The 25,846-nt window shown below is 69.4% G+C and carries 24 protein-coding genes and 3 pseudogenes; 11 read left to right on the top strand and 16 right to left on the bottom strand.

Going from position 1 to position 25,846, the window contains the following annotated elements:
• Nucleotides 1–268: 268 nt before the first annotated feature.
• From AB0M92_RS24260 to AB0M92_RS24245, 4 genes are all read left to right on the top strand, one after another.
• On the top strand, nucleotides 269–1,570 hold the full coding sequence (locus tag AB0M92_RS24260) for an FAD-dependent monooxygenase (protein WP_366104370.1): 1,302 nt from the start codon (nucleotides 269–271) through the stop codon (nucleotides 1,568–1,570).
• Between the two features lie 1,053 nt (nucleotides 1,571–2,623).
• Complete coding sequence (locus tag AB0M92_RS24255) at nucleotides 2,624–3,169, top strand: EF-hand domain-containing protein (RefSeq protein ID WP_366104368.1); 546 nt, start codon at nucleotides 2,624–2,626, stop codon at nucleotides 3,167–3,169.
• Nucleotides 3,078–3,779, top strand: coding sequence for a DUF6875 domain-containing protein (locus AB0M92_RS24250; RefSeq protein ID WP_366104367.1), 702 nt, complete (start codon nucleotides 3,078–3,080; stop codon nucleotides 3,777–3,779). Before AB0M92_RS24255 ends, AB0M92_RS24250 begins: the two co-directional genes overlap by 92 nt.
• Nucleotides 3,780–3,791: 12 nt before the next feature.
• The gene (locus AB0M92_RS24245) at nucleotides 3,792–5,351 is read left to right on the top strand and encodes a pyridoxal-dependent decarboxylase (protein ID WP_366104366.1); all 1,560 of its coding nucleotides are present in this window, start codon (nucleotides 3,792–3,794) and stop codon (nucleotides 5,349–5,351) included.
• A 210-nt stretch (nucleotides 5,352–5,561) separates the two neighbouring features.
• On the opposite strand, the pseudogene AB0M92_RS24240 reads toward AB0M92_RS24245, so the two are convergent.
• Nucleotides 5,562–5,876, bottom strand: a pseudogene (locus AB0M92_RS24240) (DUF4142 domain-containing protein); the annotation flags it as partial.
• Between the two features lie 223 nt (nucleotides 5,877–6,099).
• A complete protein-coding gene (locus tag AB0M92_RS24235; RefSeq protein ID WP_366104364.1) occupies nucleotides 6,100–6,309 on the bottom strand; it encodes a cold-shock protein in 210 nt (69 codons plus the stop codon).
• A gap of 509 nt (nucleotides 6,310–6,818) precedes the next feature.
• Between AB0M92_RS24235 and AB0M92_RS24230 the strand changes: the two genes are divergently transcribed.
• Together AB0M92_RS24230 and denD are read left to right on the top strand one after the other, a co-directional pair.
• Entirely contained in the window at nucleotides 6,819–7,697 is an 879-nt protein-coding gene (locus tag AB0M92_RS24230; RefSeq protein ID WP_366104362.1) for a pantoate--beta-alanine ligase, read from the top strand.
• A gap of 67 nt (nucleotides 7,698–7,764) precedes the next feature.
• Nucleotides 7,765–8,772, top strand: coding sequence for a D-erythronate dehydrogenase (gene denD, locus AB0M92_RS24225; RefSeq protein ID WP_366104361.1), 1,008 nt, complete (start codon nucleotides 7,765–7,767; stop codon nucleotides 8,770–8,772).
• A gap of 215 nt (nucleotides 8,773–8,987) precedes the next feature.
• Here denD and AB0M92_RS24220 read toward each other — a convergent pair whose 3' ends face one another.
• The 6 genes from AB0M92_RS24220 to AB0M92_RS24195 form a co-directional block, all read right to left on the bottom strand.
• Nucleotides 8,988–10,100 carry a cytochrome P450 gene (locus AB0M92_RS24220; protein ID WP_366104360.1) on the bottom strand — a complete coding sequence of 371 codons (1,113 nt, stop codon included), beginning with the start codon at nucleotides 10,098–10,100 and terminating at the stop codon, nucleotides 8,988–8,990.
• A 436-nt stretch (nucleotides 10,101–10,536) separates the two neighbouring features.
• On the bottom strand, nucleotides 10,537–10,833 hold the full coding sequence (locus AB0M92_RS24215) for a hypothetical protein (RefSeq protein ID WP_366104359.1): 297 nt from the start codon (nucleotides 10,831–10,833) through the stop codon (nucleotides 10,537–10,539).
• Nucleotides 10,826–11,116 carry a hypothetical protein gene (locus AB0M92_RS24210; protein WP_366104358.1) on the bottom strand — a complete coding sequence of 97 codons (291 nt, stop codon included), beginning with the start codon at nucleotides 11,114–11,116 and terminating at the stop codon, nucleotides 10,826–10,828. The genes AB0M92_RS24215 and AB0M92_RS24210 overlap by 8 nt, the downstream gene beginning before the upstream one ends.
• Before the next feature lie 357 nt (nucleotides 11,117–11,473).
• The gene (locus AB0M92_RS24205; RefSeq protein ID WP_366104357.1) at nucleotides 11,474–12,025 is read right to left on the bottom strand and encodes an EF-hand domain-containing protein; all 552 of its coding nucleotides are present in this window, start codon (nucleotides 12,023–12,025) and stop codon (nucleotides 11,474–11,476) included.
• 56 nt (nucleotides 12,026–12,081) lie between these two features.
• Nucleotides 12,082–14,394, bottom strand: coding sequence for a molybdopterin-dependent oxidoreductase (locus tag AB0M92_RS24200; RefSeq protein ID WP_366104356.1), 2,313 nt, complete (start codon nucleotides 14,392–14,394; stop codon nucleotides 12,082–12,084).
• Nucleotides 14,395–14,875: 481 nt separating this feature from the next.
• Nucleotides 14,876–15,709 carry a HisA/HisF-related TIM barrel protein gene (locus AB0M92_RS24195; protein ID WP_366104355.1) on the bottom strand — a complete coding sequence of 278 codons (834 nt, stop codon included), beginning with the start codon at nucleotides 15,707–15,709 and terminating at the stop codon, nucleotides 14,876–14,878.
• Between AB0M92_RS24195 and AB0M92_RS24190 the strand changes: the two genes are divergently transcribed.
• Both AB0M92_RS24190 and AB0M92_RS24185 read left to right on the top strand, forming a co-directional pair.
• The gene (locus AB0M92_RS24190; RefSeq protein ID WP_366104354.1) at nucleotides 15,655–16,380 is read left to right on the top strand and encodes a glycosyltransferase; all 726 of its coding nucleotides are present in this window, start codon (nucleotides 15,655–15,657) and stop codon (nucleotides 16,378–16,380) included. The two genes, AB0M92_RS24195 and AB0M92_RS24190, sit on opposite strands and share 55 nt — an antisense overlap.
• 10 nt (nucleotides 16,381–16,390) lie before the next feature.
• Entirely contained in the window at nucleotides 16,391–17,347 is a 957-nt protein-coding gene (locus AB0M92_RS24185; protein WP_366104353.1) for a class I SAM-dependent methyltransferase, read from the top strand.
• A 98-nt stretch (nucleotides 17,348–17,445) separates the two neighbouring features.
• On the opposite strand, the gene AB0M92_RS24180 is transcribed toward AB0M92_RS24185, so the two are convergent.
• The gene (locus AB0M92_RS24180) at nucleotides 17,446–18,042 is read right to left on the bottom strand and encodes a class I SAM-dependent methyltransferase (RefSeq protein WP_366104352.1); all 597 of its coding nucleotides are present in this window, start codon (nucleotides 18,040–18,042) and stop codon (nucleotides 17,446–17,448) included.
• Nucleotides 18,043–18,613: 571 nt separating this feature from the next.
• On the opposite strand from AB0M92_RS24180, the gene AB0M92_RS24175 reads away from it, so the two are divergent.
• Entirely contained in the window at nucleotides 18,614–19,345 is a 732-nt protein-coding gene (locus tag AB0M92_RS24175) for a beta-glucanase (RefSeq protein ID WP_366104351.1), read from the top strand.
• Here the strand turns inward: AB0M92_RS24175 and AB0M92_RS24170 are convergent.
• Nucleotides 19,342–19,428, bottom strand: a pseudogene (locus AB0M92_RS24170) (IS5/IS1182 family transposase); the annotation flags it as partial. The gene AB0M92_RS24175 and the pseudogene AB0M92_RS24170 sit on opposite strands and share 4 nt — an antisense overlap.
• Before the next feature lie 672 nt (nucleotides 19,429–20,100).
• On the opposite strand from AB0M92_RS24170, the gene AB0M92_RS24165 reads away from it, so the two are divergent.
• Nucleotides 20,101–20,451, top strand: coding sequence for a hypothetical protein (locus AB0M92_RS24165; protein WP_366104350.1), 351 nt, complete (start codon nucleotides 20,101–20,103; stop codon nucleotides 20,449–20,451).
• Between the two features lie 231 nt (nucleotides 20,452–20,682).
• Here the strand turns inward: AB0M92_RS24165 and AB0M92_RS24160 are convergent, their stop codons facing one another.
• From AB0M92_RS24160 to AB0M92_RS24140, 5 genes and pseudogenes are all read right to left on the bottom strand, one after another.
• Nucleotides 20,683–21,807 (bottom strand): hypothetical protein, encoded by a 1,125-nt coding sequence (locus AB0M92_RS24160; RefSeq protein WP_366104349.1) that lies wholly within the window; start codon nucleotides 21,805–21,807, stop codon nucleotides 20,683–20,685.
• A gap of 430 nt (nucleotides 21,808–22,237) precedes the next feature.
• Complete coding sequence (locus tag AB0M92_RS24155) at nucleotides 22,238–22,636, bottom strand: HIT domain-containing protein (protein WP_366104421.1); 399 nt, start codon at nucleotides 22,634–22,636, stop codon at nucleotides 22,238–22,240.
• A 124-nt stretch (nucleotides 22,637–22,760) separates the two neighbouring features.
• Nucleotides 22,761–23,298 (bottom strand): annotated as a pseudogene (locus AB0M92_RS24150) (transposase).
• A gap of 152 nt (nucleotides 23,299–23,450) precedes the next feature.
• Complete coding sequence (locus tag AB0M92_RS24145) at nucleotides 23,451–24,050, bottom strand: transposase (RefSeq protein ID WP_366104348.1); 600 nt, start codon at nucleotides 24,048–24,050, stop codon at nucleotides 23,451–23,453.
• Nucleotides 23,941–24,240: a hypothetical protein gene (locus AB0M92_RS24140; protein WP_366104424.1), complete on the bottom strand. Its 300-nt coding sequence runs from the start codon at nucleotides 24,238–24,240 to the stop codon at nucleotides 23,941–23,943. The genes AB0M92_RS24145 and AB0M92_RS24140 overlap by 110 nt, the downstream gene beginning before the upstream one ends.
• Before the next feature lie 219 nt (nucleotides 24,241–24,459).
• On the opposite strand from AB0M92_RS24140, the gene AB0M92_RS24135 reads away from it, so the two are divergent.
• Nucleotides 24,460–24,990: a GNAT family protein gene (locus tag AB0M92_RS24135; protein WP_366104347.1), complete on the top strand. Its 531-nt coding sequence runs from the start codon at nucleotides 24,460–24,462 to the stop codon at nucleotides 24,988–24,990.
• Between the two features lie 239 nt (nucleotides 24,991–25,229).
• Here the strand turns inward: AB0M92_RS24135 and AB0M92_RS24130 are convergent, their stop codons facing one another.
• Nucleotides 25,230–25,412 carry a hypothetical protein gene (locus AB0M92_RS24130; protein WP_366104346.1) on the bottom strand — a complete coding sequence of 61 codons (183 nt, stop codon included), beginning with the start codon at nucleotides 25,410–25,412 and terminating at the stop codon, nucleotides 25,230–25,232.
• Between the last annotated feature and the right edge of the window lie 434 nt (nucleotides 25,413–25,846).

Genomic DNA, 25,846 nt, shown 5'->3' with positions numbered 1-25,846 from the left:
CTGACGGGGCCGATCGCGGACTTCGAGGCCGTACCGGTCACCTCGACGTCCGCGCCTTCGCAGCCGGCCGCGAAGTCCGGCAGCCGCCCGCTCCGCCCGCCGCGTCACGACCATGCCCGACGTGCGCGTGCCCTATTCCAGGTGTGTGCGGAGCGTGGACGCGATGTCGGCCGTACCGATGACTTTTGCGCGGATCCGTAGTCGACACCCCGGACCCACCGACAGCGGCGGGCCCGTGCAGGGAACGTTTCGACATGGGAAGAAGCACATGGAGGCAGTGATGGGCGTCGACGACTCCGAGCAGGAGCGCACGATCCGGACGGACGAGCAGGGGACGCGGGTGAGCGGTCCCCGGGTCTTGGTGACGGGGGCGAGCATCGCCGGACCCGCCCTGGCCCACTGGCTGCGCAGGCGGGGGGCCGAGGTGACCGTGGTGGAACGGGCTCCCGGGCTGCGTCCCGGCGGGCAGGCGGTGGACGCACGCGGGGTCGCCAAGGAGGTCATCGGGCGCATGGGGCTGGGCGCGGCGGTCCGCGCGGCGTGCACCGACACCGCCGGCGCGCACACCGTGGACGTGGACGGCAAGGTGCTGGAGACCTTCCGCTCGGACGACGACGGTGGCGACGGGTTCATCGCGGACATCGAGATCCTGCGCGGAGACCTGTCCCAGGTGCTCTACGACGACACCCGCGACGGCGTCGAGTACCTCTTCGGCGACCGGATCGCCGAGCTCGCCCAGGACACGGACGGCGTCGACGTGGTCTTCGCGGGCGGCGACCGGCGGCGCTTCGACCTGGTGATCGGGGCCGACGGGCTGCACTCGGAGCTGCGGGCGATGGTCTTCGGGCCGCACGAGCGGTTCCTGCGCCACCTCGGGCACGTGCTGGCCTTCTACAGCGTGCCCAACGAGTTCGGGCTGGACCGCTGGCTGCTTGAGTACCAGGACCAGGAGTCCGGGCGCTCGGCCCTCCTGCGCCCCATCCAGGACGCCACAAGGGCGATGGCCATGTTCTACTGCGCCTCGGCTGACTTCGATGTCGACTACCGTGACGTCGCGGCCCAGAAGCGCCTGCTGCGTGAACGGATGGCGGGCCTGGGCTGGCTGGCCCCGGACATCCTCGCGCACTTGGACGACACCCCGGACTTCTATCTCGACCAGGTCGCCCAGGTGGTGATGGACCGCTGGTCGAGCGGACGGGTGGCGCTGCTGGGGGACGCGGCGTTCAGCTCGTCTCCGATGTCGGGGCAGGGCACCGGGCTGGCACTGGTCGGTGCCTACGTGCTGGCCGGAGAGCTGGCAGCCGCCGAGTGGGACCCCGCCACCGGGTTCGCCCGTTACGAGGCACGGATGCGCTCGTTCGTCGAGGCCAACCAGGAGATCGGCCGATTGAACGCCCGCAGCCGCGAAGTCCCCGGGCCGGACGCCGGGCCGCGCCCCGATTTCTCCGGCGAATGGTTCACCGAGCTGGTCGGGCGCGCGATCGACGGCATCGAGCTGCCCGACTACGCGGAGGCGCCGGACTCCGCAGCCCAAGCCGCGTCCCCGAACACCTCGTCGGCCAAAACGTAGGTGCCACATGGCGGGCGTGGCCCGGAACGTAACGGCCTGGCGGGTGGACGGACCGGGCCCGCCGGGCCGACTGCCCGCTGCCCGCTGCCCGCTGCCCGCTGAGTACGTGACCTGTAGTGGACCTCAAGCGCCGTGTCCGTCCGCTTGGTTGACTTGCCCCGTGAAGGAAATCCACCACGAGATGCGGCGCGTGCCCGGACTCGACGCGACGGCACGGCCGCCCAAGTGGGCGCCAGGAAGTGGACCGTCACGGGCCCGGCGTCGGTGAGCGGCAGGTAGCGCACTGCGGGATGGGGATGGCTGTGGCGGGTGGCCTCGGCGGTGATGCCGACGGCCTCTCCGGTGGCGATGGAGGTGAGCCACTCGTCCCTGTTGGAGACGACCTGCCGGCTTCGTCTGGGGACCGTCGACAGCACGGGGGGGGCGCGTCTTCACCTCGCTCATGGCCCAGTCCGACGCCGACGGAGACCTGAACCGGGCGGTACCTACCGGTGGACTCCACGATCGTGCGTGCCCACCAGCACTCGGCCGGGGTCCTCTATGGAGGGGTGCCTTGCCGACGAGCCGGGCGATCCTGCCAGCGGTCTTCCCCGCGGCGCTGAGCACGGAGATTCACCCCGCTGCCGGCGCCTGCTGCCGCCCCTCGTCTTCGTTCTCACCGTCGGACAGGACGGTGACGCGCCCGCCTTCACACACGTGATGGCCCCCTTGCGCCTTGCTCGCCGCCCCGGACGGTCCCGCGGCGGGCCAGAGGCGGTCCCGGCCGACAAGGCGCACTCGTCACGCGCCATCCGCGGAAACCCAGGGATCTTCCATTGGTCCGCACGATGATCCAACTGCCCCTGACAGAGGGAGGTAACCGCCTGTAGCCACCGCCGCCCCGGCTCCTGTCCCGATTCGGCGGCACCGACGTGTGTGGGGTGGCCACCCTGGCACGAAGATCGAACGGCCCAGCCCTACAACTACTCAAAGTGATTCTTTGTTACGCTGTGCTATGCCCGGTCGTGGGGCCCAGCCCCTCGCCCCGTCCCCCGCACCCCTACGGAGGCACGCATGACCCTGATGGACCACGACGTCTACAGCACCAAACTCGCTGCTCGCTTCGCCACTTTCGACCACGACCACGACGGCCGCATCACTGCCGCCGACTTCGACACCATGGCCGAGCGGATCCTCGCCGAGTACAACCTGTCCGAGACCTCGCCCAAGGGTGCCGCGCTGATGGCCGGCGCGCGCCAGTACTTCACCAGCCTGGCCCAGGAAGCCGACATCGACGGCGACGGGGAGATCACGCGTCAGACATTCGTCAACGCCGCGCAGTCACGGCTGCGCGGAAACAAGGACGGGTTCGCGCGGGTGATCCGCCCGTGGGCGGCGGCCGTGGTCGAGATCGCCGACACCAACGGCGACGGCAGTGTCGACCTCGCCGAGTGGGCCCGCATGCTGATGGCGATGGGCGCCGTCGAGCCGGAGGCGTCCAAGCAGGCCAAGCGGATCGACACCGACGGTGACGGGACGATCAGCCTCGACGAAGTCATCGCCTCCGCCGTCGACTTCTACACCAGCGACCACGCCCACGCCGAGTTCGGTGAGGTCTGACCCAGGGCGCACCCCGCGGCCTCTGGGCGGCAGCCCGGGGGCCGCTACCTGCGCGGAGACCTGGCGGGCGCTTCACGAGTGGGTGCTGCAATACCTGTGCCGGCCCCATCCGCAGCTCGGCCGACCCGGCGCGGTGTGCCCGTACACCCGGCGCGCACTCGAAACCGGCCGCCTCCACGTCCTCGTCTGGCCGTGGCCGGTGCCCGACACCCAGGCGCTGACCGAAATCATGAACAAGTGGGCAGACTGGTTCGAGCGGGTGTGCGGGGACGACGACGGTCAAGCCCTGCTGGTCGCTTTCCCCGCCCTGCCCCGCCCGAGCGCCAGGCGGCTGATCGAGGGCGCACAGCTGCTGCTGAAGACGCCCCTGGCACAAAGAGGGCTGATGGTCGGCGAGTTCCACGACGGGCCACCGCCCGCCCACGGGGTGCGCAACCCCGGCTTCCGGCCCTTCCACAGCCCCGTCCCGCTGCTCGCGCTGCGCCGCATGATCCGCCCCGACCTCGTCTTTCTCAGAGACGACCGTGCCCAGCACGCCGCCTACCGCACCCGCTTCCCCGACAGCGCCGTGGACAACCCGCTTGAGCCCGTACCCGCCCTGAACCTGTAGGTGACCAGACCCATGACCGTGCAGAGCCACCCTGTCACCCCTGGCAGCGGCACGGACGACGCAGGCCTGCCCCAGCCCTCCTGCGACTTCCCCTGCACCGGCCCGTCCGCAGGCTGCGCTGCGGACGGGCCGGTGCACATGTCGGCGCAGGAATTCCGCCGGCGCGGGTACGAGGTCGTCGACTGGATCACCGACTACTGGCAGACCCTGCCCGCCCGGCCCGTGGTCCCCACGGTCGTGCCCGGCGGGACCGCCGAGCGCCTACCCCTTCACGCGCCTGAAGAAGGTGAGGACTTCGCCGCGCTCATGCGGGACGTGGACGAGCTCATCGCCCCGGGACTCGCGCACTGGCAGCACCCCGGGTTCCTGGGCTTCTTCCCGATGACCACGTCCGGTCCGGCCGTACTCGCGCAGATGCTGACCGCGGGGCTGAACGCACAGGCGATGACGTGGGCCACCGGCCCGGCCGCCACCGAGCTCGAACTCCGCGTCATGTCCTGGCTCGCCCGCCTCATGGACCTGCCTGAAACGCTCACCGGCGGGGGGATCATCCAGGACACCGCCTCCTCCGCCGCCCTCGTCGCCGTGACCGCCGCCCTGTGGCGCAAAGCCGGCGACCAATGGCGTGAACACGGCAGCGGGCCCGGATACACCGTCTACACCTCCACCGAAGCAAACTGCTCCGTCGGCAAGGCCGTGCGCCTCGCAGGTCTCGGCGACACCGCGCTGCGCCTCATCCCCGTCGACCCCTTCACACGGGCCATGCGCACCGACGCCCTGCGCGACACGATCGAGGCCGACCTGGCGGCCGGGCTCACTCCGGTCGCGGTCGTCGCCACGGTCGGCACGACCTCGACCACGGGTGTCGACCCCCTGCCGGCCATCGGCCGACTGTGCCGGGAACGCGACTTGTGGCTGCACGTCGACGGCGCCTACGCGGGTGTCGCCGCCGTCTGCCCCGAACTCCGCTGGATCAACCAGGGTCTGCACTTCGCCGACAGCTACAGCGTCAACACCCACAAATGGCTGCTCACCGGGTTCGAATCCAGCCCCATGTGGTTCGCCGACCCCACCCACGTCAACCAGGCCATGACCACCGCCGCGGCCGGATACCTCCGCGAAGCCCTCAACGACCAGCACACCATCCCCGACTACCGAGACTGGCAGATCCCCCTCGGGCACCCGTTCCGGGCCCTGAAACTCTGGTTCACCCTGCGCTGGTACGGCGCCCAAGGCTTGCGCGCCCACTTGCGACAAGGAATCCACCACGCCCAGATGTTCGCCGAACTGGTCCGCACGGACCCACGGTTCGAGATCTGCGCACCCCACCCCTTCGGCCTCGTCACCTTCCGCCTGCACCCCGACAACTTCGTCAACATGCGGCTCTTGGAAACCGTCAACGCCGATGGGGACCTCTACCTCACCAGCACCGACATCGACGGCCGATCCGCCTTGCGCCTCGCCGCCGGCGGCACCCACACCACCGGCGACCACATCACACATGCCTGGAACCGCATCCGGACAGCAGCCGACACCATCCTCAACACCCCGGCCTCCAGCCCGATCGCGTAGTGCTGCCCGCACAAGGACCGTCGCCCGGGCGCCAGACGCCGCACACCGCGCCGCGCCGCCGGGGACGCACCTATGCCCGAGGGAAGACCCCAAGGCCGCACTTGCCTCGGGGCCCGGGGGCGCGACGTCCCGCGGAGGCAGGAAGAACGGCGGCGTCCGAGCCGCCAACGATGCATCGGCGGCCCGGGCCACCTCAGGTGGTGAACACCGTCACCTGCCGTGCTTCGCCTGGAGTGCCCTGGCGGGCTCAAGGTGATGCTCCATCGTGGGCAGGGTCTCCGCCGCGTAGGACTTCAGCTCGGGCCCGGCCGAGTTGGAGGCTTCCTTCTTGAACAGCTCGACGCCCCTCTCCTGGGCCTCCACGGCGTTGTTGACATACGCCTGGTCGAACGACTCTTCCCGCCGCTCCAGGATCATCTTCTTCACCTTGTCCGTCAGCGCCGCCTCGTCGGGCGCACTGACGTCCAGCTTCCCGGCGATGTCGTTCAGCCTCCGTGGCGCCTTGGTGTGGTCCGTGACGGCCTGCTGAGCGAAGCCCGTTGACCTCCCCGCCCCCGGGTCTTCTCCATGGCCAGGTTCCCCGTCACGACCCGTCCGATGTGGAACTCGGTGGCGGCTTCAACGAAATCGTCGGTGCTCGTCGTGTCCTTATCACCGCGGATGCGCCGCGCAACGCTGCGCGCAGCTCGCAGCACTCGCTCAGCCGGGGGTGGAGCGGTCGAGCGGTCCTCGGTGGGCGTGCCCGGCGTTATGCGATCTGGACCTCTTCGGCCTGCATTCCCTTCTGTCCCCGGGTGGCGACGAAGGTGACGGCCTGACCTTCGGTCAGGGTCTTGAAGCCGTCGGCCTGAATGGCCTTGAAATGAACGAAGAGGTCATCGCCCGTCTGAGGCGTGATGAATCCGTACCCCTTCTCGTCGTTGAACCACTTCACAACGCCGCTCTGCCGATTGCTCACGCTTTTCACCGATCTCATCGAGAATGATCAACTGCACCATCCCTGCCCACCCCGGGTCCGGGTGAATCAAAGCTACTGTCCGGGGGGCGTGGCGGCGGGCGCAGTGGTGGAACGGGGGCGGGCAGCCGCCGGGGAGACACGGACCCGGGACGGGCGCGCCCGGCGCCGAAGGCGCTGCCGTCCGGGAGTGCGGGGTCGCGTCCACGAGCCGCCCGCTGCGGTTGAGGACGGCTGACACTGCCCCTGGCCGGATTGGCAGCGGCGCGACCGCATGTCGGCCGACCCTGGACGGCCCAGCGGCGACGGCGGCGCTTGGACGGACTGTGGATCACTTGAACCGGAGCGACTGCCGGAAGACGCCCCAGCCGACAGCTCCGTCGGCGTCGGCTTCGGCTTCGGCCCTGTGCGGGCGAGGACCATCGCAGGGGCCGCGGGTTTGACCGGCGCAGGGGCACGGGTAGACAGCCGCAGCTGCAGCGCGGGCTTCGTCCAGGGGAGGCAGGGGTTCCATGATCGTGGCAACGGACCGGGCGGGGCTGTTACGGGCGCGCGCCGATCTCGCAGGGTCGGTTGGCCTGGTGATCACCATGGGCGCGCTGCACGCCGGGCATGCGGCGCTGATCAGGGAGGCGCGCGAGCGGACCGATCACGTGGTGGTGACGGTATACGTCAACCCGCTGCAGTACGAGGATCCGGCGGTGTATCCGAGTGCGCCGGAGGCGGACTGCGCGCTGTGCGAGGCCGAAGGCACACAGGTGGTGTACCTGCCGCAGACGGTCGAGGTGTACCGGGCGGAGGGCCCGTTGGTGCGGGTGGCGCCGGGGCCCGGAGGGGAGGGGCTGGAGGCCGCCGGGCGGCCCGGCTACTTCGACGGTGTGCTCACCGTGATGCTGAAGATGACCAACCTCGTCCGGCCCGATGCGGTCTTCCTCGGAGAGAAGGACTTCCAGCAACTGGCACTGTTCCAGCGGATGATCTTCGACCTGGACGTGCCGACCGAGGTCGTCGGTGTGCCCACCGTACGCGAGAGTGACGGCCTGGCCCTCTCCAGCCGCAACACCCGCCTCTCCCCCACCGAACGCATCACAGCACTCACCCTCCCGCGTGCACTGACCGCCGGAGTGCAGGCGGCATCGGCCGGCGGCCGGGCACAGGACGTGCTGGCAGCCGCCCGCAAGGTCCTGGACGAGGCCGCGCACGGCCAGATCCCGGTGCAACCGCTGTATGTGGAGCTGACCGGTCCCGGTCTGGAACCCGCCCCTCGGGCGGGGCAGGCGTGGCTGCTGGCCGCCGTACAAGTCGGAGCCACCCGGCTCATCGACGGCATGCCCCTCACCCTCACCGAGCACCCCGGCCCGAGTCCCGGTCCCGGCCCCGGTCCCGGCTGAGACAGCGAACTGGCTCAGCAGCACGGCCGGGTAAGTCACAGCCACGGCACATCGGAGGAGACCACGGGTGAGGATCGTCATCACGGGCGCGTCAGGATTCCTCGGACAGCGGCTCACACGGACGCTCCTGCACGAGCGGACCTTCGCCGGGCGGCCCATCGGCCGGCTGGTCCTGGCCGACGCCGTCGTCCAGCCAGATCCCGCGATCGTCTCCGATCCGCTCAGCGACATCGTGCACGGCGACCTCAACGACCGCCTCGACGACGTCTTCGCCCGACCGGTCGACGTGGTGTTCCACCTGGCCGCCGCGGTATCCGCCGCCTGCGAGGCGGACTTCGACCTCGGCATGCGCGCCAACCTCGACACCACCCGCGCCCTCCTGGAAACCGCCCGCCGGCAGGCCGCTACCGGCGGGCCACTGGTGCGGCTGGTGTTCTCCAGCAGCCTCGCCGTCTACGGCATCGACCCGGCGCAGCCGGACCCGCCGGCCGTCAGCGAGACCACCGCACCCATGCCTCGCTCCAGCTACGGCGTACAGAAACTCATCTGCGAGCACCTGATCGGCGACTACACCCGCCGCGGATTCCTCGACGGACGCGTAGCCCGACTGATGACCGTCGCCGTACGCCCCGGCCGACCGAACGCGGCCGCCTCCGGGTTCCTGTCCTCAATCATCCGCGAACCCCTGGGCGGACTCCCGGCGACCTGCCCCGTACGGCCCGACCTCAAGGTCGCCCTCGCCTCACCCGCGACCACCATCGACGGACTCCTGCGCATCGCCGAAGCCCGACGCGGCACGGAGCCAGGACGCCCGGGCGGGACGGATCCGGTCAACCTTCCCGCGCTCACCGTCACGGTCGCCGACGTGATCACCACCCTGCGGCAGGTCGCCGGCGATGCAGTCGCCGACCTCGTCACCATTGCACCCGACCCGGCCGTCGAGACGATCGTCGCGTCCTGGCCTGCCCTCTTCAACAACCAACGCGCTACCGCCCTCGGCCTCCGGCCAGACCTCGACCTCCGCTCCCTGATGCACGACTACATCACCGGCCGCGCCGACAAGGCGAAGGACTGATCGAAAGGGCAATCCACTCGTACCGGCAAGCCGGCGCCCATGGTTGCGCGCAGGTGTCACGCTCGGATTCGGGCTCGGCCGGCGCTTGCTCATCGCCCCGGTCGGCCGGGACGGATGATCCGTCGATGCTCGACCGGCTCGTTCACGCCGGCCGCGAGCGACGCCTGCCCGACGTCTGAACGCGCGACTTCAGCGCAGGCACACTCCATGGCAATTCACATCGTGATCGGGACGGCAAGCAAGCCCGCAAGGCGATGGGAGGTGCGCTGGGGCACACAGTGAGGGGGAACGGCGAGAGCGCAGTCGGACAGGCGACGTTGCAGGGCGGTGAGGGCGGCTTGGAGTTCAAGGCGGGCAAGGGCTGCCCCGGGGCAGTGGTGGGGGCCGTGGCCGAAGGCGAGGTGTCGGCCAGGGCCCCGGTGGGGTGCGTGGGGGGCGGTAGTGAGGGAGAACAGGATGGTATCGCCGGCGTGGATGTGCTGTCCCGCGATGGTGAGGTCGCGGCGGGCGAAGCGTCGCGCCGTGGTCAGGACCGGGTTCTGCCGGGTCAGCAGCTGCTCGATCAGAGCACGGTCCACCGGCCTTTGCCGACAGGCGCCGGAAGCGGGATGGATGAAGTCCAGGGCGCTGCGCGTGATGAGGTGGGCGGTGTTCTCGATGCCCGCCCACCACATGCCGAAGGTGAGGATGACGACGTCATTGCGGTCGAGCCCGGCCCCCGGTGCGGTGGCGGCCCAATGGGAGACGAGGTCGGTGCCCGGGCGTTGGGTGCGGGTGGTGACGAGGCGGTCGGCGAGGCCGTGGACGCCCTCGATGGCCGCGGTCAGGTCTTCGGGCCGGGGTGGGGCGAACATGAGGCGCGTCCAGTGCATCAGCGCGTCCCGGTCGCGTGGCGGCACGTCGAGAAGGTCCGCGACGACGGTCAGGGCCAGAGGGACGGCGAAGTCGGCAACCAGATCACCGCAGCCTCGCCTTGCGACGGCGGCGGCCAACCCGTCCGCGATCCGGCCGACCGGCTCCTCCCACGCCCGCATGCGCTGCGGGGCCAGGGGCTTGGCGGCGGCGGCCCGCAGCCGTGCGTGAGATGCGCCGTCACGGTTGAGGAGCTCACCAGCCAGCCGACCTGGCAGACGAAACCCGCGATGGCCCGATCCGGCAAACCTGTCGTCGACGGCGAACACCGGATCTGCCAGTCGGCGCCGAACCTCCTCATGACCGGTGACGAGCCACGCCCATCTCCCGCCCCGCATTCCCACCCGACAGGCCGTCGACGCGGCAGGTGCCCGCGGACAGGAGGCAGGGAGGGCGGCAGAGTCGTGGATGCTCATGCACCAAGGCTGTCCCCTCGGGCGGGCCAAAACCCAACACCGAGACGACCTTGGCCAGATACCAGTACCCCGCCAACGTACTGCCACCGACAGGGCGCTGCCTTCCGGTCGTCCCACCGTGCCAGGCCGTCTCGGACACCATGGCTACGAGGCCGACTTGGCGGGTGGATCACCAGAGCGTGCCGAAGCACCGTGTCGCGGAGGTCGCCGAGGTCCGAAGGAGCCGAGCTTGCTCACGCAGACCACGATCCGCGGCCCGCAGAGGGGCATGGGTGCACGGCCGCGGGTACACGGGTGCGCTCGTACTCGGTGGAGGCCGGGCCGGCAAGCCTCTTCGGGCTCCCTGCCTTGGAGGGTCGGCCGTTTGCGGTGCTCGAACGACCGCCACCGCCCGGCGAGGGCGCCTCTTGTCGTGCGCGGTCGGCTCTGTCGGGGCTCAGTACAGCAGGATGCGGGTGACGATCACCTGGGGCGGATTCGCCGCCCTGGCGACCACGTACTCGATGATGCCCAGTGCGCCGTCGGTGCCGAGCGGCAGCAGTCGGCACTCCGGCCAGTCCTCCGCGACGCTGCTCCCTGGCACAAGTCCCCGATACTCGCCGATCTCGACCATCGCGGCCACGATCGGTCCCATGGCCCACGGCGGCAGCGCCGGGTCGATCATGAAAGCGGTGACTTCCTCGGACAGCACACACGGCCAGCCCTGCGAGCCGTCGTCGAACGTCTCACTCAACGGGCAGCCCCTCGGCCCGGCGCCGGTCGAGCATCTCCTGGACAGTGACCGTGGGCGTCGTGCCCGCGAGCGCGGCCGTGACGCGGCGCTCCCGCTCCGGGGCGCAGTCCAGCATGGCCCGGCCCCACCAGCGGAGCAGCACTCCCCTGGCCTCCTCCGGCGCGGCAGCCAAAAGCTCGGCGTAGAAATCCTTGGCGGCCTCCGGCGTCAACGCGCCCGCGATGCCCTTGGCGTTCCTCGGGACCTGCTCCGGCTCCTGCCGGTGAATCGGCTGTGCAGTCATCGGCCGCCCCTTTCCTCTCCTCTTGAGTCTGCCCTGCCAATGCCGTCGCGGTCGACCATTCGGCGGGAACGACAGGTGTGGCTGTGGCGGAAGACGCCGCCGCGGTAGGCGCGGATCTCCGCGGCCAGATCGGGGCGCGGTGTGACCGTTCTCAGCCGGCCTGGACGGTCGTAGCCGCCGAGGATGGCGCGCCAGCGCCGCGGTCAAACGGCAGGTGCGCCGGAGCTGGACGAGGACGAGGGCGAGGTTCGGCCACCGGCCGAAGGGCGCAGGAGCTGCCTGCTCTGAGGCCTTCGTGCCGTACGCCCACACCGGCAGTGGTGTGGGCGTACGGGTTCCGGGCTTCATCCGGGGCCGTTAGACGGCGACCTTGCCGAACAGGTGGTTGGCGGGAGCTTCCGGGTCGTTGCCGTAGAAGAACTCGGAAATCGCCCGGTGGAATTCGGCGCGGTCCAGCGCGCCGGAGCCGTCGCGGTCCAAAGCGGCGAAGACCGCCGCGCAGTCCTCGCCCGGGACGGCGGCGATCGAGTCGAACATCTGCTGGAACTCCGCTTGGTCGATCGTGCCGTTTCCGTCGAGATCGACGAGGTCGAAGAAGCAATTGGTCACCGGCTCGACCTGCTCCGGATACAGGGCGGGGTCGGTCAGGGCCCGCATGAATCCTTCGGTCATTTCCCGCAGATCGACCTTCCCGTCACCGTCCTGGTCCATGGGGGCGATCACGTTCGTCCAGAACTCGTCCATCCCCTCGGTGAGCAGGCGGGCGGTCGTGGAGTCCGGCGCGGTGCCGCGGGCGGCGATGTATCGCTCGCTCATCATGCGGATGTCCCGCTGGGTGATGAACCCGTCGCCATCGACGTCGGCGCCCCTGAACCATTGGCCGTATTTGAGGTGTTGAAGTGCAGTCACGATTGCGCACAGTATTCACGTCGTCACTCAGGCGCAAATGGCGAGAATTCTTCGTGTCAATGTTCGAAGTCCGGGGTCGTGAAGGCGAGCACATCAGGGAGGGAACCGCCGTACAGCTCGACGTCGACCAGCACACTGAGGGCACTTGGTCCCTGGGACAAGCGCGAGCAAGGCCGGTCCGCCGTGAGGGCGTTCGGATTGCCGTGGCGGTCCAGTGTTCCGGTCGTGCCCGGCTGGACCGGATCCCACCACGCTCCCGTGGACAGTTGCACGACGCCTGGCATGACGTCGTCCGACAGCACTGCGCCGGCAAGACAGCTGCCCCGGTCGTTGTAGACGCGTACGATTGCGCCGTTTTCGATGCCCCGTGACGCGGCGTCCAACGGATTGATCGTCATGGGCTCACGGCCACGGATCTTTGAGCTGAGGCTGCGGCCACCGTTGTCGTACTGGCTGTGCAGGCGAGAAGCGGGCTGATTCGATATCAGATGCAACGGGAAGCGGTCCGCCAGATCGCCACGAAGCCACTCCACCGGTTCGAACCACCTCGGATGTCCGGCGCAGTCGTCGTAGCCGAACGAGTCGATCTCCGCGGAGAAGATCTCGATCCGGCCCGACGGCGTCGGCAGGGGGAAACGCTCCGGATCCGAGCGGAGCGCCTCGAAGCTGCCGGGAAACGGTCCGCTCAGCGTCGGCAGCTCGGCGGTGGAGTCGCGCCAGAAGTCGTCGAAGCCCGGCAAGACGGCATCGTCGCCGAGGTTGGCCCTGGTCTGCTCGTAGAGGTGGCGGACCCATTGGGTTTGTGAGCGTGACTCCGTGAACTCCTGCTCGTATCCGAGCCGGGAGGCCAAGGCGGCGAAGATCTGGTGGTCGGTGCGCGACTCGCCCGCGGGCTCGCGGACCTTCGGCATCGCCACGAGGTGGGGATCCGAGAACCCGGCGGCGAAGTCGTCGCGCTCCAAGCTGGTGGCGACGGGAAGGACGATGTCGGCGAACTTGGCCGTGGTGTTCCACCAGGCTTCGTGAACCACCACCGTGTCAGGAGTCTGCCAGGCTCGGGTCAACCGATGCAGGTCCTGGTGGTGGTGGAACGGGTTGCCTCCGCACCAGTAAATCAGGCGGAGTTCAGGCAGCGTGAGACGCTGGCCGTCGTAGTCGATGGTCCTGCCCGGATGCAGCAGGGTGTCGGCGATCCTTGCGACGGGGATGAAATCCGGGACCGGGTTGGGAACCCCCGGAAGCGTCGCCACGGAAGGGCGGCCCGGGGCAACGCCGGTCGCGTCCATCGTTGCGTAGCCTGCGCCCCAGCCGCAGCCGGGCCGGCCCATCGAGCCCGCCATGGCGGCCAGCACGACAGACATCCAGATCGGTTGCTCGCCACGGTCCGCCCGCTGCACCGCGTAGTTGACCATGATGAGAGAACGTTGCCTGGTGAGGCGGCGGGCGAGGTCGATGAGCGCGTCGCGGCTGATGCCCGTGATCCCCGCTGCCCAGGCAGCGTCCTTGGGTACGCCGTCGAGCTCGCCGGTCACGTAGGCGGCGAAACGGTCGAACCCGACGCAGCACCGGCTGAGGAAGTCCGCATCGTGCCACCCGTTGACCAGCATTGTATGGGCGATGCCGAGCATCGCGGCGGTGTCGGTGTTGGGGATGACGGGCAGCCACTCGGCGTCGAGGAAGCCGGCGGCGTCGCTTCGGATGGGGCTGATGTTCACGAACCGCACTCCGGCCTCACGGCAACGGCGCTGCAGGCCCTGCGTCTGGTGCCTGGCCAGCCCACCGGGGTTGATCTGGCTGTTCTTCAGGGCCAGCCCTCCGAACGCCACCACCAGCTCACAGTCCTCGGCGATCTCGGCCCACATCGGCATCCGGGACTGGTAGCTCCACGGATGCCCGCCGATCACATGCGGCAGGATGACCTCCAGAGCCGCGGTGCTGTACGTGTTGCGCGAGTCGGTGTAGCCACCGCCCAACGCGAGGAACCGGTGGAGCTGGTCCTGCGGATTGTGGAATGCTCCCGCGCTCGCCCAACCGTAGGATCCGCCGAACACCGCGCTGTCACCGTTCTGCGAACGCACTCGACGGAGCTCATCGCCCACCAGAGCGATCGCGTCGTCCCAGCTCACTTCCACAAAGGCGTCCACGCCTCTGGCCGTGTCCTGGACCCGCGGCAGGCCGTCCAGCCAGCCCCTGCGCACCGCTGGGCGCAACACGCGAACGCCGTCGTCGGCGGCTGCCACCATTCCGGGGCCGATGGGTGAGGGCGCGGGGTCATCGGCCCTCGGCTCGATCCGCACCAGCCGACCGGAATCGACCACGGCGACGAAGCTGCCCCAGTGCGTCGCCACCGACATGCGGCGTTCCACCATGCATCAACTCCGCCCCTGAAGCTTCCCCTGCTCCTGCTCCTGCACAGCAGCTGCTCCCGCCACAGGGGCACCACCCCGGCCGGCGGGCCGCGGGACAGAGACTTCCCCTGCGGCCCACCGCCCAACCTCGCCGGTGCGCGCAACTGCCCCTGACGGAGGCGCCAGGGGCACGTATACGGGTACGGCCCGTGGACGGACCCGGGCCACCCCGTCGTGTTCGATCGGCGGGCCGGGCCCTGCATCGCTCATGTCACCCTGTTCCTCATCACGCGCTACGTCACCGCCCACAGCTACGGGCCGCAGCCTCCATGGACGCCGTTCTCGCTGTCGACCTCGACGCATGGCATGGGCCGCCACACAGTGGCCCGACGTCCCCTTTCCCTGGGTTCCAGATGACGCGGAACGCATGCTGAAGTAGGGGCGAGAGCCAAGGGGGCGCCCACTGGTCCTGGGACTGGTGCGCCCGATCGGCTGCACCACTTCACCGGTAAAGCGATCCAGCTCCCAGCGGGTGATGCCCGCCGGGGAAACCGGGCGGGGCCGGCAGCCGCCGACCGGCAGGCCAGCCGGCGGCGCAAGGGACGGGCCGCGTCGGGTCACCCGGATCGGCTGGCCCCGTGGCGGCCACGCACGCCAGCGCCTCAGCCAAAGTGAGCGTGCCCGCATACAAGGCGCGGCCCACCAGCACACCCTGCACGCCGTACGAGGCCAGACCCGCGACCGTGCGCAGGTCGTGCAGGGAGGCGATCCCGCCCGCGGCCAGCACCGCGGTTGCAGTCCGCGCGCACACCTGGGTGAACAGGCCGGTGTTCGGGCCGGCGAGGGTCCCTTCCCGGCCGACGTCGGTGACGACGCAGCGGGGGCAGCCCGCCCCGTCGAGGACGGTGATCGCGTCCCAGAGGCTGCCGGCGTCGGTGCCGCCCGGGCCGGCCAGGCGCGGGCCGCGGCTGGCGGTGCGGACGGGCAGGCTCACGCCGAGCCGCTCCCCGTGCCGGCGATGGCGGCAGCGCACCAGTTCAGGTCGGTCAGTGCGCTGCGACCAAGGTGAAGCCGGTCCACCAGCCCGCGGCGGCTTCCGCCGCGAAGCCTCGGCCAGGGCGCGGAGCCGAGCCTGCGCCGCGGGAATTGATGCGAACCGCCGTCTGACAGCACCCGGGTGTCTATGATCTTCGTGGAAGTTCCTGCGGCCCTGCGGTGCAGCGCGCTGACCGGCCTGGCTGCCGGAAATTCGGACCTCAGGATCTACCGAACGGACGGCGCATGCCCTTACTCTCCTGCATTCTGGCGACCAAGGACCGGCCGCATTTCCTGGCACAGGCGATCAGGTACTACTTGCAGCAGACGCAGGAGGACACCGAGCTGATCGTCGTCGACGACGGGGTCCGGTCTTGCGAGGCACTGGTGCCCCATGTGCCGCAGATCAAGTACCTGCGGCTTCCGCGCCCGACGTCGCTGGGGACGAAGCTGAACCTGGGTATCGAAGCCTGCTCCGGTCACGTGGTCCAGAAGCTGGACGATGATGACTACTACCACCCCCGGTTCCTGGAGGTGATGACGTCCGAACTGCTGGGTGCGGGGCGGTCGGACGTGGTGGCCGGGGTGGAGCGGCTGTTGGTGCTGATCGCGGCGACCGGCGAGCTCGTCGACGCCGGCAGCGGCTGGTTCGCCGGCGGCACGTACTGCTTCTACAAGGACGCCTGGAAACAGGCCCCGTTCCGGGACGTACCGCGCCGGGTCGACGTGTTCTTCCTCGAAGACCATCCCCACCTCGTCAAGCTGCCGGTGTCCGCACCAGAGCTGTATGTCCTGGTGCGCCACGACAAGCACACCTGGACCCGGATGGCTCCCGAGACGGTCCAGCCGTTCACGGGCGTGCCCGTCGAGGACGTCACCGAGTACTTCACATCGTGCCCTCCCTACGGCAAGAGCCTGCAGGACCTGATCCCTGCCGAGCACACCCCCTTCTACCAGAGCCTGAAGCGGTGAGGGCGAGCCGGTGAACGAGACCTTCACGTGCCCGGTCTGCGCGGACGACGACTGGGAGACGCACGGCTGCTGGAAATACCAGGCCGGCGAGCGCACCCAGACCGAGGGCGGCGTCCTGAGCGACTACGAACTGCTGCGGCGCCGTGTCCTGTTCGAGGTCTGGTATCCGGGACGGACCGCGGTGACGCTACGGGAGCGCCTGTGCCTCCGCTGCGGCTTCATGACCTACGCCCCGCGCCCCACGAGCGATGACGTCGCGGCGAAGTACCGCTTCCTCCAGCACTGGGAGAAGGACATCGGCGGGTCGGCTTCCTCCGCCCTGGGGGCGAAGCTGGACCGCAGGCGAGCCGACCGTGCCCACGTGGCCGTCGTGTCCGTGCTCGGGCGCGAACCGCGCCGGGTCCTGGACTTCGGCGGTGGCAACGGCAAGCTCCTGGCACCGTTCCTGGAGCGGGGCGCCGACTGCGCGCTCGTGGACTACAACGACCGCCCGCTGTCGGGCGTGCGCAAACTCGCCGACACCCTGCGGGACCTGCCCGACGTCGAGCCGTTCGACGCCATCGTGTGCAGCCACGTCCTGGAACACCTCGCCGACCCGCTCACCACCCTCCAGCGGCTGCGCCCCCTGCTGTCGGCGGACGGCGTCCTCTACAGCGAAGTCCCGGTCGAAATCTGGAAGGGCCTCCCCATCGGGCCCGACCCCGTCACCCACATCAACTTCTTCACACCCCGCTCCCTCACCCGCCTCCACACCCGGGCTGGCCTCCGCATCGTCACCGCACACCGGTTCCAAGGAAACTACGCCGCATACCGCATGCAAGTCGCCGCACTCGTCTCCCGACGCGAGGACGGCAGGACGTTGCCTGAACCCGGCGCCGATGCGGCCGAGGCACGGCGTCTCCTGCGCCCCTCGATGTTCGACCGACTCGTCCACACCTGGCACCGGCTGCGCCTGCCCGGCACCTGACGATATCGGCACCGCCCAGATGAGACGGCCCCCCTGAAACGCCCAGCGGACCGCCCGGATGGTGCGGTGCAAACGATCATTTCCGCCGCTGGCGGGTGTCAGCCCGGTTCCGTGCCTGGCAGGCGCAGCGCAGCGGTTCCCTTCCGGTGTGCGAGGCGTTCCAGGGTCCAGGTGGGGTGCTGCCGGGCCCAGCGGGCAACCAGAGCCTTCTCCTCGTCGCGGTCATAGTCGTCCAGGACCACGAGTGCGCCCGGGGTGAGGGCGCCGGCGAGCAACGGTACGGCCGGGTACCGGGCGAGGGGTGCCGTCGGCCCGGGCGGGCCGTCCACGAACAGCAGGCCACAGCCGCTCAAGTCCCGCCAGGCCGCCTCCGCGTACCAGGACCAGCTCTCGCCCTGGACGGTGTGCTGCTCCAGCGGGGCGAGCCGCACCTGCGCGATGTCGCCCAGCCCCAACCGGTCCGCCTCCCGGACGGTTCGTTCGTGGTAGCCCGCGTCGTGCTCCAGACTCACCACACGGCCCGGTATGCCGAAAGCACGCAAGGCCGTGGCAAGCCACAAGGTCGAGGTGCCGCTGCCCGCTTCGACGACGAGTGACGGCCGCCGCGATCGGATCTGCTCCGCGAGGTACAGCAGCAGATCCGGAGCCGCAGCCCAACCGTCACCCCGCGGGATCGACACAGAAGGCCGGAGCATCTGCTCCAGCCGTGCCAGAAACTGCTCGTCCTCGGTGCACACCCTGTTCCCCCTCACCCTGCACTGGCCGACTCCCCCGGACGCTACCCGGATCGCGTCGCGGGCAGGCTCGGCACTACGGACGGCTGCTGGCCGGGTCTTGGAACAAGGCCGAGAACGTGTGGCGGAACCTGGGCGAAGAGATGCGGTCGGAGGCGGAAGCGTGGGCACAGTGGCGGGCATGGGAGTCCGACGACCTGGAACCCGACGCTGATCCCCGTGTGATCTGCAACCACCCGCGGATCATCTCCGGTTCCTCCGACGGCCTCATCCCCTTGCAGACTCGCGAGGTGTACGGCCCCGTAACGTGACCGTGAGTTGCACACCGGGCGAGACGACGTCCACGTGACGCTGCCCGGGTTCCGCGATGGGGGTGAGCGAAACACAAACCGGTGGTCCGGTATGTGATTGACCGGAGGCGGGCATGCTGCAAGGGCTCGCGTACTCCGGAAGGAGCGATGTGCTCTCTCAGGTTCTCGACCGGATCCGACGGCTCTTCGGACGCCCCGCCTCCACCCCCACATCCGCACCTATGTCCGCATCTACGTCCGCATCTACGTCCGCATCTACGTCCGAACGTGTCGGCGCCGCCCAGGCGAGCGCCCCGGTCCCGGTCCCGGTCCCGGTCTTCACGGCGGACTTCGGCTCGACCCGCCAGTGGGTCGCGGGCCGTTCCTGGGCCTATCCGAACGGCGGACCCACCAATGCCGGCGACAACAAGCTCGACTACCTCGTGCCGGACGCGTCCTTCAGCCGCAGCGGCACCTTCCGGGCGGCCCGCCGTCCCGACGGCAAGTGGAACACGGGTCTGTTGACCACCGAGGGCAGCGACGAAGGGTTCATGGTGCGTACCGGGGACGTGCTGGAGTCCCGGGTCCGGCTGCCCGCCGCACTCGGGGCCTGGCCCGCGATCTGGACCTGGCTGGACGGCGACAACGAGGTCGACGTCTTCGAGTACCACCCGGACAACCCCGACCTCCTCGAATTGTCCAACCACGTCAAGGGCGGCTCCCGCTACCACCGGGACGCGGCCATCGGTCCCGGCCGCTGGGTGGACCTCAAGGTGGAGTTCGGATCCAGCTCGGTGGTGTGGTGGGTCAACGGCAAGCAGGTCTTCGCCGACCGGCGCGGGGTGGGACGCCGCTGGCGCGCGTACCTCATCGTCAACCTCTCGGTCTGCGCGGGCCGCTACCACCCGGCACCCGAGCGGAACGTGTCGGAGATGTCCTTCGAGGTGGCCTACCTCCGCGTCATCCGCCCTTAGCTGATGCTGCAGGCGGGTTGGGGCAAGCCCTGGTGGAGGTCGGCGCGTATCTCGTAGCGGATCCGCAGGCGCTCGAAACGGTGGAATCAGGTGACGCGTGAATGCCTGGTCGCGGGAGCGCGACCGGGCATTCACCCGTCTGCCGTCCGGTGCCGGCCGGACGGCGGACCGGAGGCAGGGGGTCAGCGGCGGCGGGCCCAGGCGTCGTGTCGACGACGCGGTTGGGGGCGTCGCTCAGGATGGCGGTGTAGGAGCGGCTGTCCCAGACGTGATCGCGGCGGCCCTGACGGAGCGCGGTGCGCGAATCGCGTCCGGTTCCGACGTGGATGCGGATCGTGGCGTGGAGTGACGTGACGTGGCCGGCGATGCGGACATCGCCCAAGCGGTAGCGGAGGCCACCGCGGGTGGTGTTGGCGAACCTTGCTGACGGAGGGCGCCTGGCCGAGTGCCTGGCCCGGGTGGCTCTGTTCACGGGCCGTGGTTCCGGCACAACTTCTGTGGCGGCTTTGCCTACCCAGTCCCGGCAAGCGGTCGGCTGTTGCATGATCTCGGTCATGGACCCACAGGTGATAGCTGTCGTCATCGCCAGCCCTACCGCACTGGTGGCCGCGTTCGCGGCCTACACGGCAGGGCGCCACCAAGGCCACGGAGCCCGTCGGGGTCCCATAGACGCAGTCCGCCGGCAGCACCAGCGGGACGCCTACGCCGCCTTCCTACAAGCTGCAGAATCGTACGCATACGGGACGCGGCGCACGGTGACGCTCGCCCAGGCTCGTAGCGAACTTGCCAACGACGTTGCCACCAACGACCGTGCGGGCGTGGAAGCGCACGCCGTTGTTCTGCGGGCAGAGGCCGCAGAAAGGGATGACGCCCTGCGGGCCACACTGCCCGTCGTCCAGCTCGAAGGGCCCGAGCACGTCTCTGACCTCGCCCAGGAAGTCGCCGGCGCGGCATTTCAGATTCGCCTCGCCGCCCGGCAGAGAGATTACTCCGACCCTGCCTCCGTGCAGGCTGCCCAGGATGAGCACCAGCATCTCACCGCGGCTATCGCCGCGTACGTGACCGCAGCCCGCGACCATCTGAACGGTGACAGGACGAGACTCTGACTGGTCCGTGGAGCCGCTCCACAGAACTTGCGCCAGAGCCACTTCTGGTGAACATCCGCGGCACCCGAGATCGCCAACTGCGGCCCGAACGGCTGCTCAATCGCTGCTACTTCACGATTTCCGGCTCAACTTCAGCGGAGGGGCGCGCTGTGTGACGAATGGGCTCCCGACCTGTGCCGGCCCCCACCTGGACCGCACCCTCCGTCGTGGCTCGACTCGACGGGGCGCGGGTTAGACGAACCCCGCCCGATTGTGGTGCGCGAGGCCATCGAGGATCTCGCGCAGCAACGGGCTGCGGACGGCGGGCAGCCGAACCAGGGTGTGTTGGAACACTCCCCGATCCACCAGGAACCGGCGACCGGGGAGCAGCGGGGGCGAGTCGAAGTCGTCGCGGAGGACGCCCTTGGGCAGGCGGCCCGACATGGGAACGGGCGCGTCCGGCTCGGGAGAGACCATCCATAGCCACACCCCGAACGGCAACGGCACCAGGAGGTACGCCGCCGGGCCGGCTGGGGCCCAGACCTCCCCCGTCTGCGGATGGGACGGCACGAGGAGGATGTCGGCGTCCCGGCCGGGAGCCGGCAGCCCCGGTCCGGCCAGGACGGCGCGCCGCGCCGGCGGGCCCTCGGGCAGCAGGTCGTCGAGCGAGTGTTGGAACACCTCCCCGACCAAGCCGTTCGGGACGATCACCGGCCGGCCTTCCGACGCCACCAGCAGGTGGGCGAGTGCCCGGCCGGCCGCCGCCTCCCACTGCGGGCTCCACGACCACCAGTGGTTCGACCAGTGGGCCGGCCGCACCCGCGACCCCCACGTGGCGATCGGCTCGAACGGGGGCGTGCCCTCGCCCTCCTCCATCAGCTCCGCCCAGGAAAGCGGTGCCGCGTCGGAGGCGTCGACGGTAAGGCGGCGCACGGCGTTCGGGGCGAGCCACATCGCCTGCCAGAGCGAGCAGTCGTCGATCCGGGTCGCCACGGGCAGGGCACACTCCACGCAGGCCACGTTGGGGCCATCGGCTCCGTCAAGGCCGCAACAGTAGCCGCCTCCGCGATTCTCCGGGATCAGCACGGTTCCGCGGGCGTCGCCCGGCGCGATGACGATCGCGCCCGGCGCGCCGTCGGACAGGGCGTAGACCGGCGCGTAGACGGCGCGGGCGGCAGCCTCGTCCGGAGCGATGTCCTCCCACGTCCGCCACGGAGGCCCCCATGGCTCCGAGTCCACGGCGAAGGTGCCCGACTCCATGAGCACCGGGAGCTGGATCCCGTTTCCGTACTTCTGATGGGCGTGGACCGGCAGGGCGACCTGGGACATCGGAGTGGTCAGCTCAGCGCCGCACCCCTCACATGCGAAAACGAACAAATGTCCTCCGTCTGGAAATCGGAGGCATCATCGCAGTTCGCGAGCGGCCGGCCAATCGGTTTCCCAGGCGCATGAGGCACAGTCGCCCGTCACTCGGCGCGTGCAGCCCGCGGAAGTCGGGCCAGGGCCCGCAGGTTCGCGGGTTTCGGCAGCTGCAACGCGGCCGTGGGCTGGTCGCGGTGCGCGCCGCGCAGGATCCGGTGGTTGCTGCTCCCCTGGTGCACGACGGGATCCGGCGGGACCGGAAGTGGGACGGGCAGGCCGATGCCCGCGCCCTCTATCAAGCGCGGTTGATCCGGGACCTGGAGCTGTCGGTCCGCCGCCTCCCGAGCCGTCCCAGTGCTGCGGCGGCTATGGCTTCGTGCACCGCACTCCTACGAGCGGGCCGTGCCTCCCGTTCTCGGGTTCTGGCTCAGATTCCGTGATCTGGTTACCGAGCGTTCGGGTACCCATGAAGTTGAGCTCGCAGAGAGTGGCCTATTTGGTCTGCCTGGTCAGCCGTTACTCGATCCTGCTCTGGTCGCCGAAGCAGCTCGAAAATACCCGGCCCACGATGCTCTGGTTGCAGATCTGCCATGCGCGGAACGATGTGGAAGTGCACGTGCGCGAAGCCTTCGGCTTCGGCAAATTGGACAATGTAGGTCTTGGCGCAGCCAGTCATGCTCCGGAGAGCCCGGGAGAGCTCGACCTGCCACACCCCTAGGGCAGATGCCTCAGCGTTGGTGAGGTCATGAACCGCGGCAACGTGGCGTCGAGGCAGCAGCACCAGCCAGCCGGGCACTGCCGTGTTTAAGGCGTGGGCCACCCGCCAGTGCTGGTCATACACCATGCACTCGCGTGGTGGGAGATTGCCGAAATCTGCTTCCTTGCTGCATGTGTAGCAGTCGGGAGTCGTCATGAACTGAATCGTAGAACTGTCTCTCTGGGAGACGCCTGCGGGCCTCAGTAACCAGTCACGCCAGGAGAACTCTTTTCCGAAGGAGTTGGAAGCCGGCGTCCGAACATCTGGCGCTTGAGCATCTTGATTCGGTTGACGTGTCCCTCGACGACGCCTGAGTTCCAGGGCAGGGTGAGGCCGACGATAACGGCGTCGCGGTCACGGTATATGCCTGCGGCGAGGGTGTGGAGGCCGGGGAGGTCGTCTTGCCGGACGGCATCGAGCCACTGCGGCAGCCGTTCGCCCTGGCGCTCGGTGAGCATTTGGCCGAAGGAGCGGACGTGGCCAGTGAGGGCGTCCAGTTCAGGGCAGTGGACGAGAACGGCCTTGAGCCGAGAGACCTCCGTCTCGGTAAGGGTCTCGGGTCTCGGGTCTGCGAAGGATCCATCCGGCGACGACGCGGGGTGACGGCGGCCGAGCTGTGACAGAGCCCGGTGAGAGCCGCTTCTCCCGGAAATGGGCGCGAACGCGCTGGTAGCTGCCCTGATAGTCGAACGGCACGATCTCTTCCCACACCGTCCAGTCGTTCTTGCAGCCCTGGTTCCAGCGGTCATCCAGGTAGGGCTTGAAGGGGTCGAGTTTGATGGCCGGTCCTGCCACTGCCCGTGGAACAGGTCCTCCGGGGTGGCTGCGTCGGCCAAGAGTTTGACGGTGCGGGAGGTCATATGGAGTTGGCGGCCGATTGCCCTCCGGCTGAGCCCGGTTGTCAGTAATTCGTGGACGGTCGCGTGCTTATCGCGGGTGCGGTCAGCAAAGCGGTGTCCCCTTGGCCATGGCGAGCCGGAGGGGTCTTCGAACTTCTGCGGCTCGGGGCAGGCTGGGCTGGATCTGGCGCCAGGACCTGCAGGCATCCGCGGTGGTCTGCGACGCACCGCTCCGCAGCCTCGCTCAGGTTGTGCCAAAGATGCCACCGGTCCGCCACTTGCACTGCCTGTGGTGCCCCGGCCGTGGCGCCTTCGGCGAAGAACGGTGCACGATCGCGGCAGACCACCTCCACCCTGGCCGTTTCAAGAGCCAAGCGGCCAGGGTGGAGGCCTCCCGGTCGGACAGCAGGTCCACTGGACGCCGGCTTTCGACGTCGACCAGCACAGTCCCGTGGTGACGCCCTTTGCGAGTTGCGTTCATCGACGCCGACTACCCGCGGGCCGCAGCCAGCGTAGACCGCAAGCGCTCGGTCCGCCGGCCGTACCGACGGGTCAACCCTGGCAGCTGTTCGGCGAAGGTCCGCCTCCCGCACGAGATAACCGGGCAGAGGAACCTGCGGACGCGTATGCAGAGAGCAACCCGTCCGCCTCCGCTGGGACATCAGCGGGAAAGCGCAGGTAGGAACTGTGAATCCGGCGTGACCAGCTCCCGCTGCCGGGGCAGATGGCCCCGCCCACCGTGCTTCGGGCCTCTATTTGCACCGCCTCGTCGTTCACGGCGATGGACAGCACCGCCACGTCGACGATCGACGGGAACAGCAACTCCTCCAGCCGGAGCACCACTTCTTCCACGGGCCGAACTGTCAGCCACACCGCACCCGGTACCGGTCAATTCCGGGCGACTTCCCCAGGGCTCGCCCGCTCGACAACCGTCACTCAGCGTGCATGCTCCACGGAAAGTGAGGCAGAACCCGGGAACGGACGGCGCCGAGCCCTGCTCCGCCGCCCGGCCGTGAGTGAGGCGCGATCGACTTCTTGATCTTCGGGCAACAACCCGTACATGATCGCCGTATGGGTCAGCACTCGGTAACCTTGAACAAGATCGTTTTGGAGGACTGGTCGGCCGTCCACTCGTGGGCGCGCCTCCCGGAGGTCTGCCGTTATCAGTCCTGGGGGCCGAACACAGAGCTCCAGACGCAGGAGTTCGTGGGCTCCGCGGCCAAGGCCTGGTCGGACACCCCTCAGCGCCGCTTCCCCTATGTCGCCCGCATCGGGCGGGATGTGGTGGGGATGGGCGAACTGCATGTCCGCAGCTCCAAGCAGCGCCAGGGCGAAATCTCATACAGCGTGCACCCCCGGGTGTGGGGGCAGGGCATCGGGACGGAAATCGGTCGGCAGCTACTCGCCCATGGGTTCGACGGGTTGGGGCTTCACCGGATCCATGCCACCTGTGACCCGAGGAATCTCGGCTCCTCCCGAGTGCTGTCCAGGATCGGCATGGAGTACGAGGGACGCCTGCGTCACACGGCGCTCATCCGCGACGGCTGGCGAGACTCCATGATCTTCAGCATCCTCGAAGGGGAATGGCGCTCCGGCACGTAGGACTGCCGTCCGCATTCCGCGTAATTTCGGTTGGCGGCGCCCTCGATGCCGCCGGAGCTCCGGTGGAGGGTGAGGCCGGCTGTCACGAAAGGCGAGGTCCCGGAGCAAGCCCTGCGGGCGTTCACCGGGCCGGTGCAGGACCCGGCCGTCGCCGTCCCGGTCCCGGAAAGGCCGTTCGCGACCTGTCCCGGGTGGCGCTGCACCGAGCCGGCCTGAACGCCTGAATACGAGTGCCCCGGTCAGGGGGAGGTCAGCCGCCACGCGTCGACCCGCTTGTGACGCAGGAAGAGGACGAGGCCCGCGAGGACGGCCAGGGCGCCTTCGGCGGCCACCACGGGCGTGGTGCTCAGATCGACCCCCGACAGCACCATCAGCGAAGCCACGCTGTCGCCGGCCGTCACGGCCAGGAACCAGATGCCCATCGTCTGACTGGCGTACTTCAGAGGGGCGGCAGACGCAGAAGCACAGCCGGCCGTCGGCACGCAGCAGATCGCGCGCGGTCACCTCGGTCGGGGCGAGCCGATCGCGGCAAGCCCTGTCCGCGGCCGGTGCGAGCGTGTCCGTACCGGTGGTGCGGGCGGTGCCGGTGGTGCGGTCGTGGTAGGTCATCGTGTCGGTCGTCATGGCGTCCGTCCCTCTCGTGCGCGGGCCCGTCATGTACCGGCGCGGGCCCGGACGGACCGCTCTCGCACGTCCGGGCCCTGCGCCGGGTGGTGCACAGGGATGCGACACCACTGCTCCAGTGCAGCCCGTCGGCGCGGCCGCCCCTGTCATCCGACCGACCGGCCGGGTGGATGAAAGGGGGCTGACTGCCGATGACCCGACCGAAGGACGGACCCGGCGCAAGGGCGTCCCT

Origin of the sequence: Streptomyces sp. NPDC051582, assembly GCF_040681715.1 — a bacterium.
Taxonomy (GTDB): Bacteria; Actinomycetota; Actinomycetes; order Streptomycetales; family Streptomycetaceae; genus Streptomyces.
This window is presented reverse-complemented; position numbering and strand designations above follow the sequence as displayed.

Excerpts from the sequence above, each read along its gene's own strand:
- AB0M92_RS24260 (WP_366104370.1), top strand. The coding sequence starts at position 269 with ATGGAGGCAGTGATGGGCGTCGACGACTCCGAGCAGGAGCGCACGATC.
- AB0M92_RS24255 (WP_366104368.1), top strand. The coding sequence starts at position 2,624 with ATGACCCTGATGGACCACGACGTCTACAGCACCAAACTCGCTGCTCGC.
- AB0M92_RS24245 (WP_366104366.1), top strand. The coding sequence starts at position 3,792 with ATGACCGTGCAGAGCCACCCTGTCACCCCTGGCAGCGGCACGGACGAC.
- AB0M92_RS24230 (WP_366104362.1), top strand. The coding sequence starts at position 6,819 with ATGATCGTGGCAACGGACCGGGCGGGGCTGTTACGGGCGCGCGCCGAT.
- AB0M92_RS24220 (WP_366104360.1), bottom strand. The coding sequence starts at position 10,100 with ATGAGCATCCACGACTCTGCCGCCCTCCCTGCCTCCTGTCCGCGGGCA.
- AB0M92_RS24210 (WP_366104358.1), bottom strand. The coding sequence starts at position 11,116 with ATGACTGCACAGCCGATTCACCGGCAGGAGCCGGAGCAGGTCCCGAGG.
- AB0M92_RS24200 (WP_366104356.1), bottom strand. The coding sequence starts at position 14,394 with ATGGTGGAACGCCGCATGTCGGTGGCGACGCACTGGGGCAGCTTCGTC.
- AB0M92_RS24190 (WP_366104354.1), top strand. The coding sequence starts at position 15,655 with ATGCCCTTACTCTCCTGCATTCTGGCGACCAAGGACCGGCCGCATTTC.
- AB0M92_RS24180 (WP_366104352.1), bottom strand. The coding sequence starts at position 18,042 with ATGCTCCGGCCTTCTGTGTCGATCCCGCGGGGTGACGGTTGGGCTGCG.
- AB0M92_RS24175 (WP_366104351.1), top strand. The coding sequence starts at position 18,614 with ATGTCCGCATCTACGTCCGCATCTACGTCCGCATCTACGTCCGAACGT.
- AB0M92_RS24155 (WP_366104421.1), bottom strand. The coding sequence starts at position 22,636 with ATGGTGTATGACCAGCACTGGCGGGTGGCCCACGCCTTAAACACGGCA.
- AB0M92_RS24145 (WP_366104348.1), bottom strand. The coding sequence starts at position 24,050 with ATGTCCCAGCGGAGGCGGACGGGTTGCTCTCTGCATACGCGTCCGCAG.
- AB0M92_RS24135 (WP_366104347.1), top strand. The coding sequence starts at position 24,460 with ATGGGTCAGCACTCGGTAACCTTGAACAAGATCGTTTTGGAGGACTGG.
- AB0M92_RS24130 (WP_366104346.1), bottom strand. The coding sequence starts at position 25,412 with ATGGGCATCTGGTTCCTGGCCGTGACGGCCGGCGACAGCGTGGCTTCG.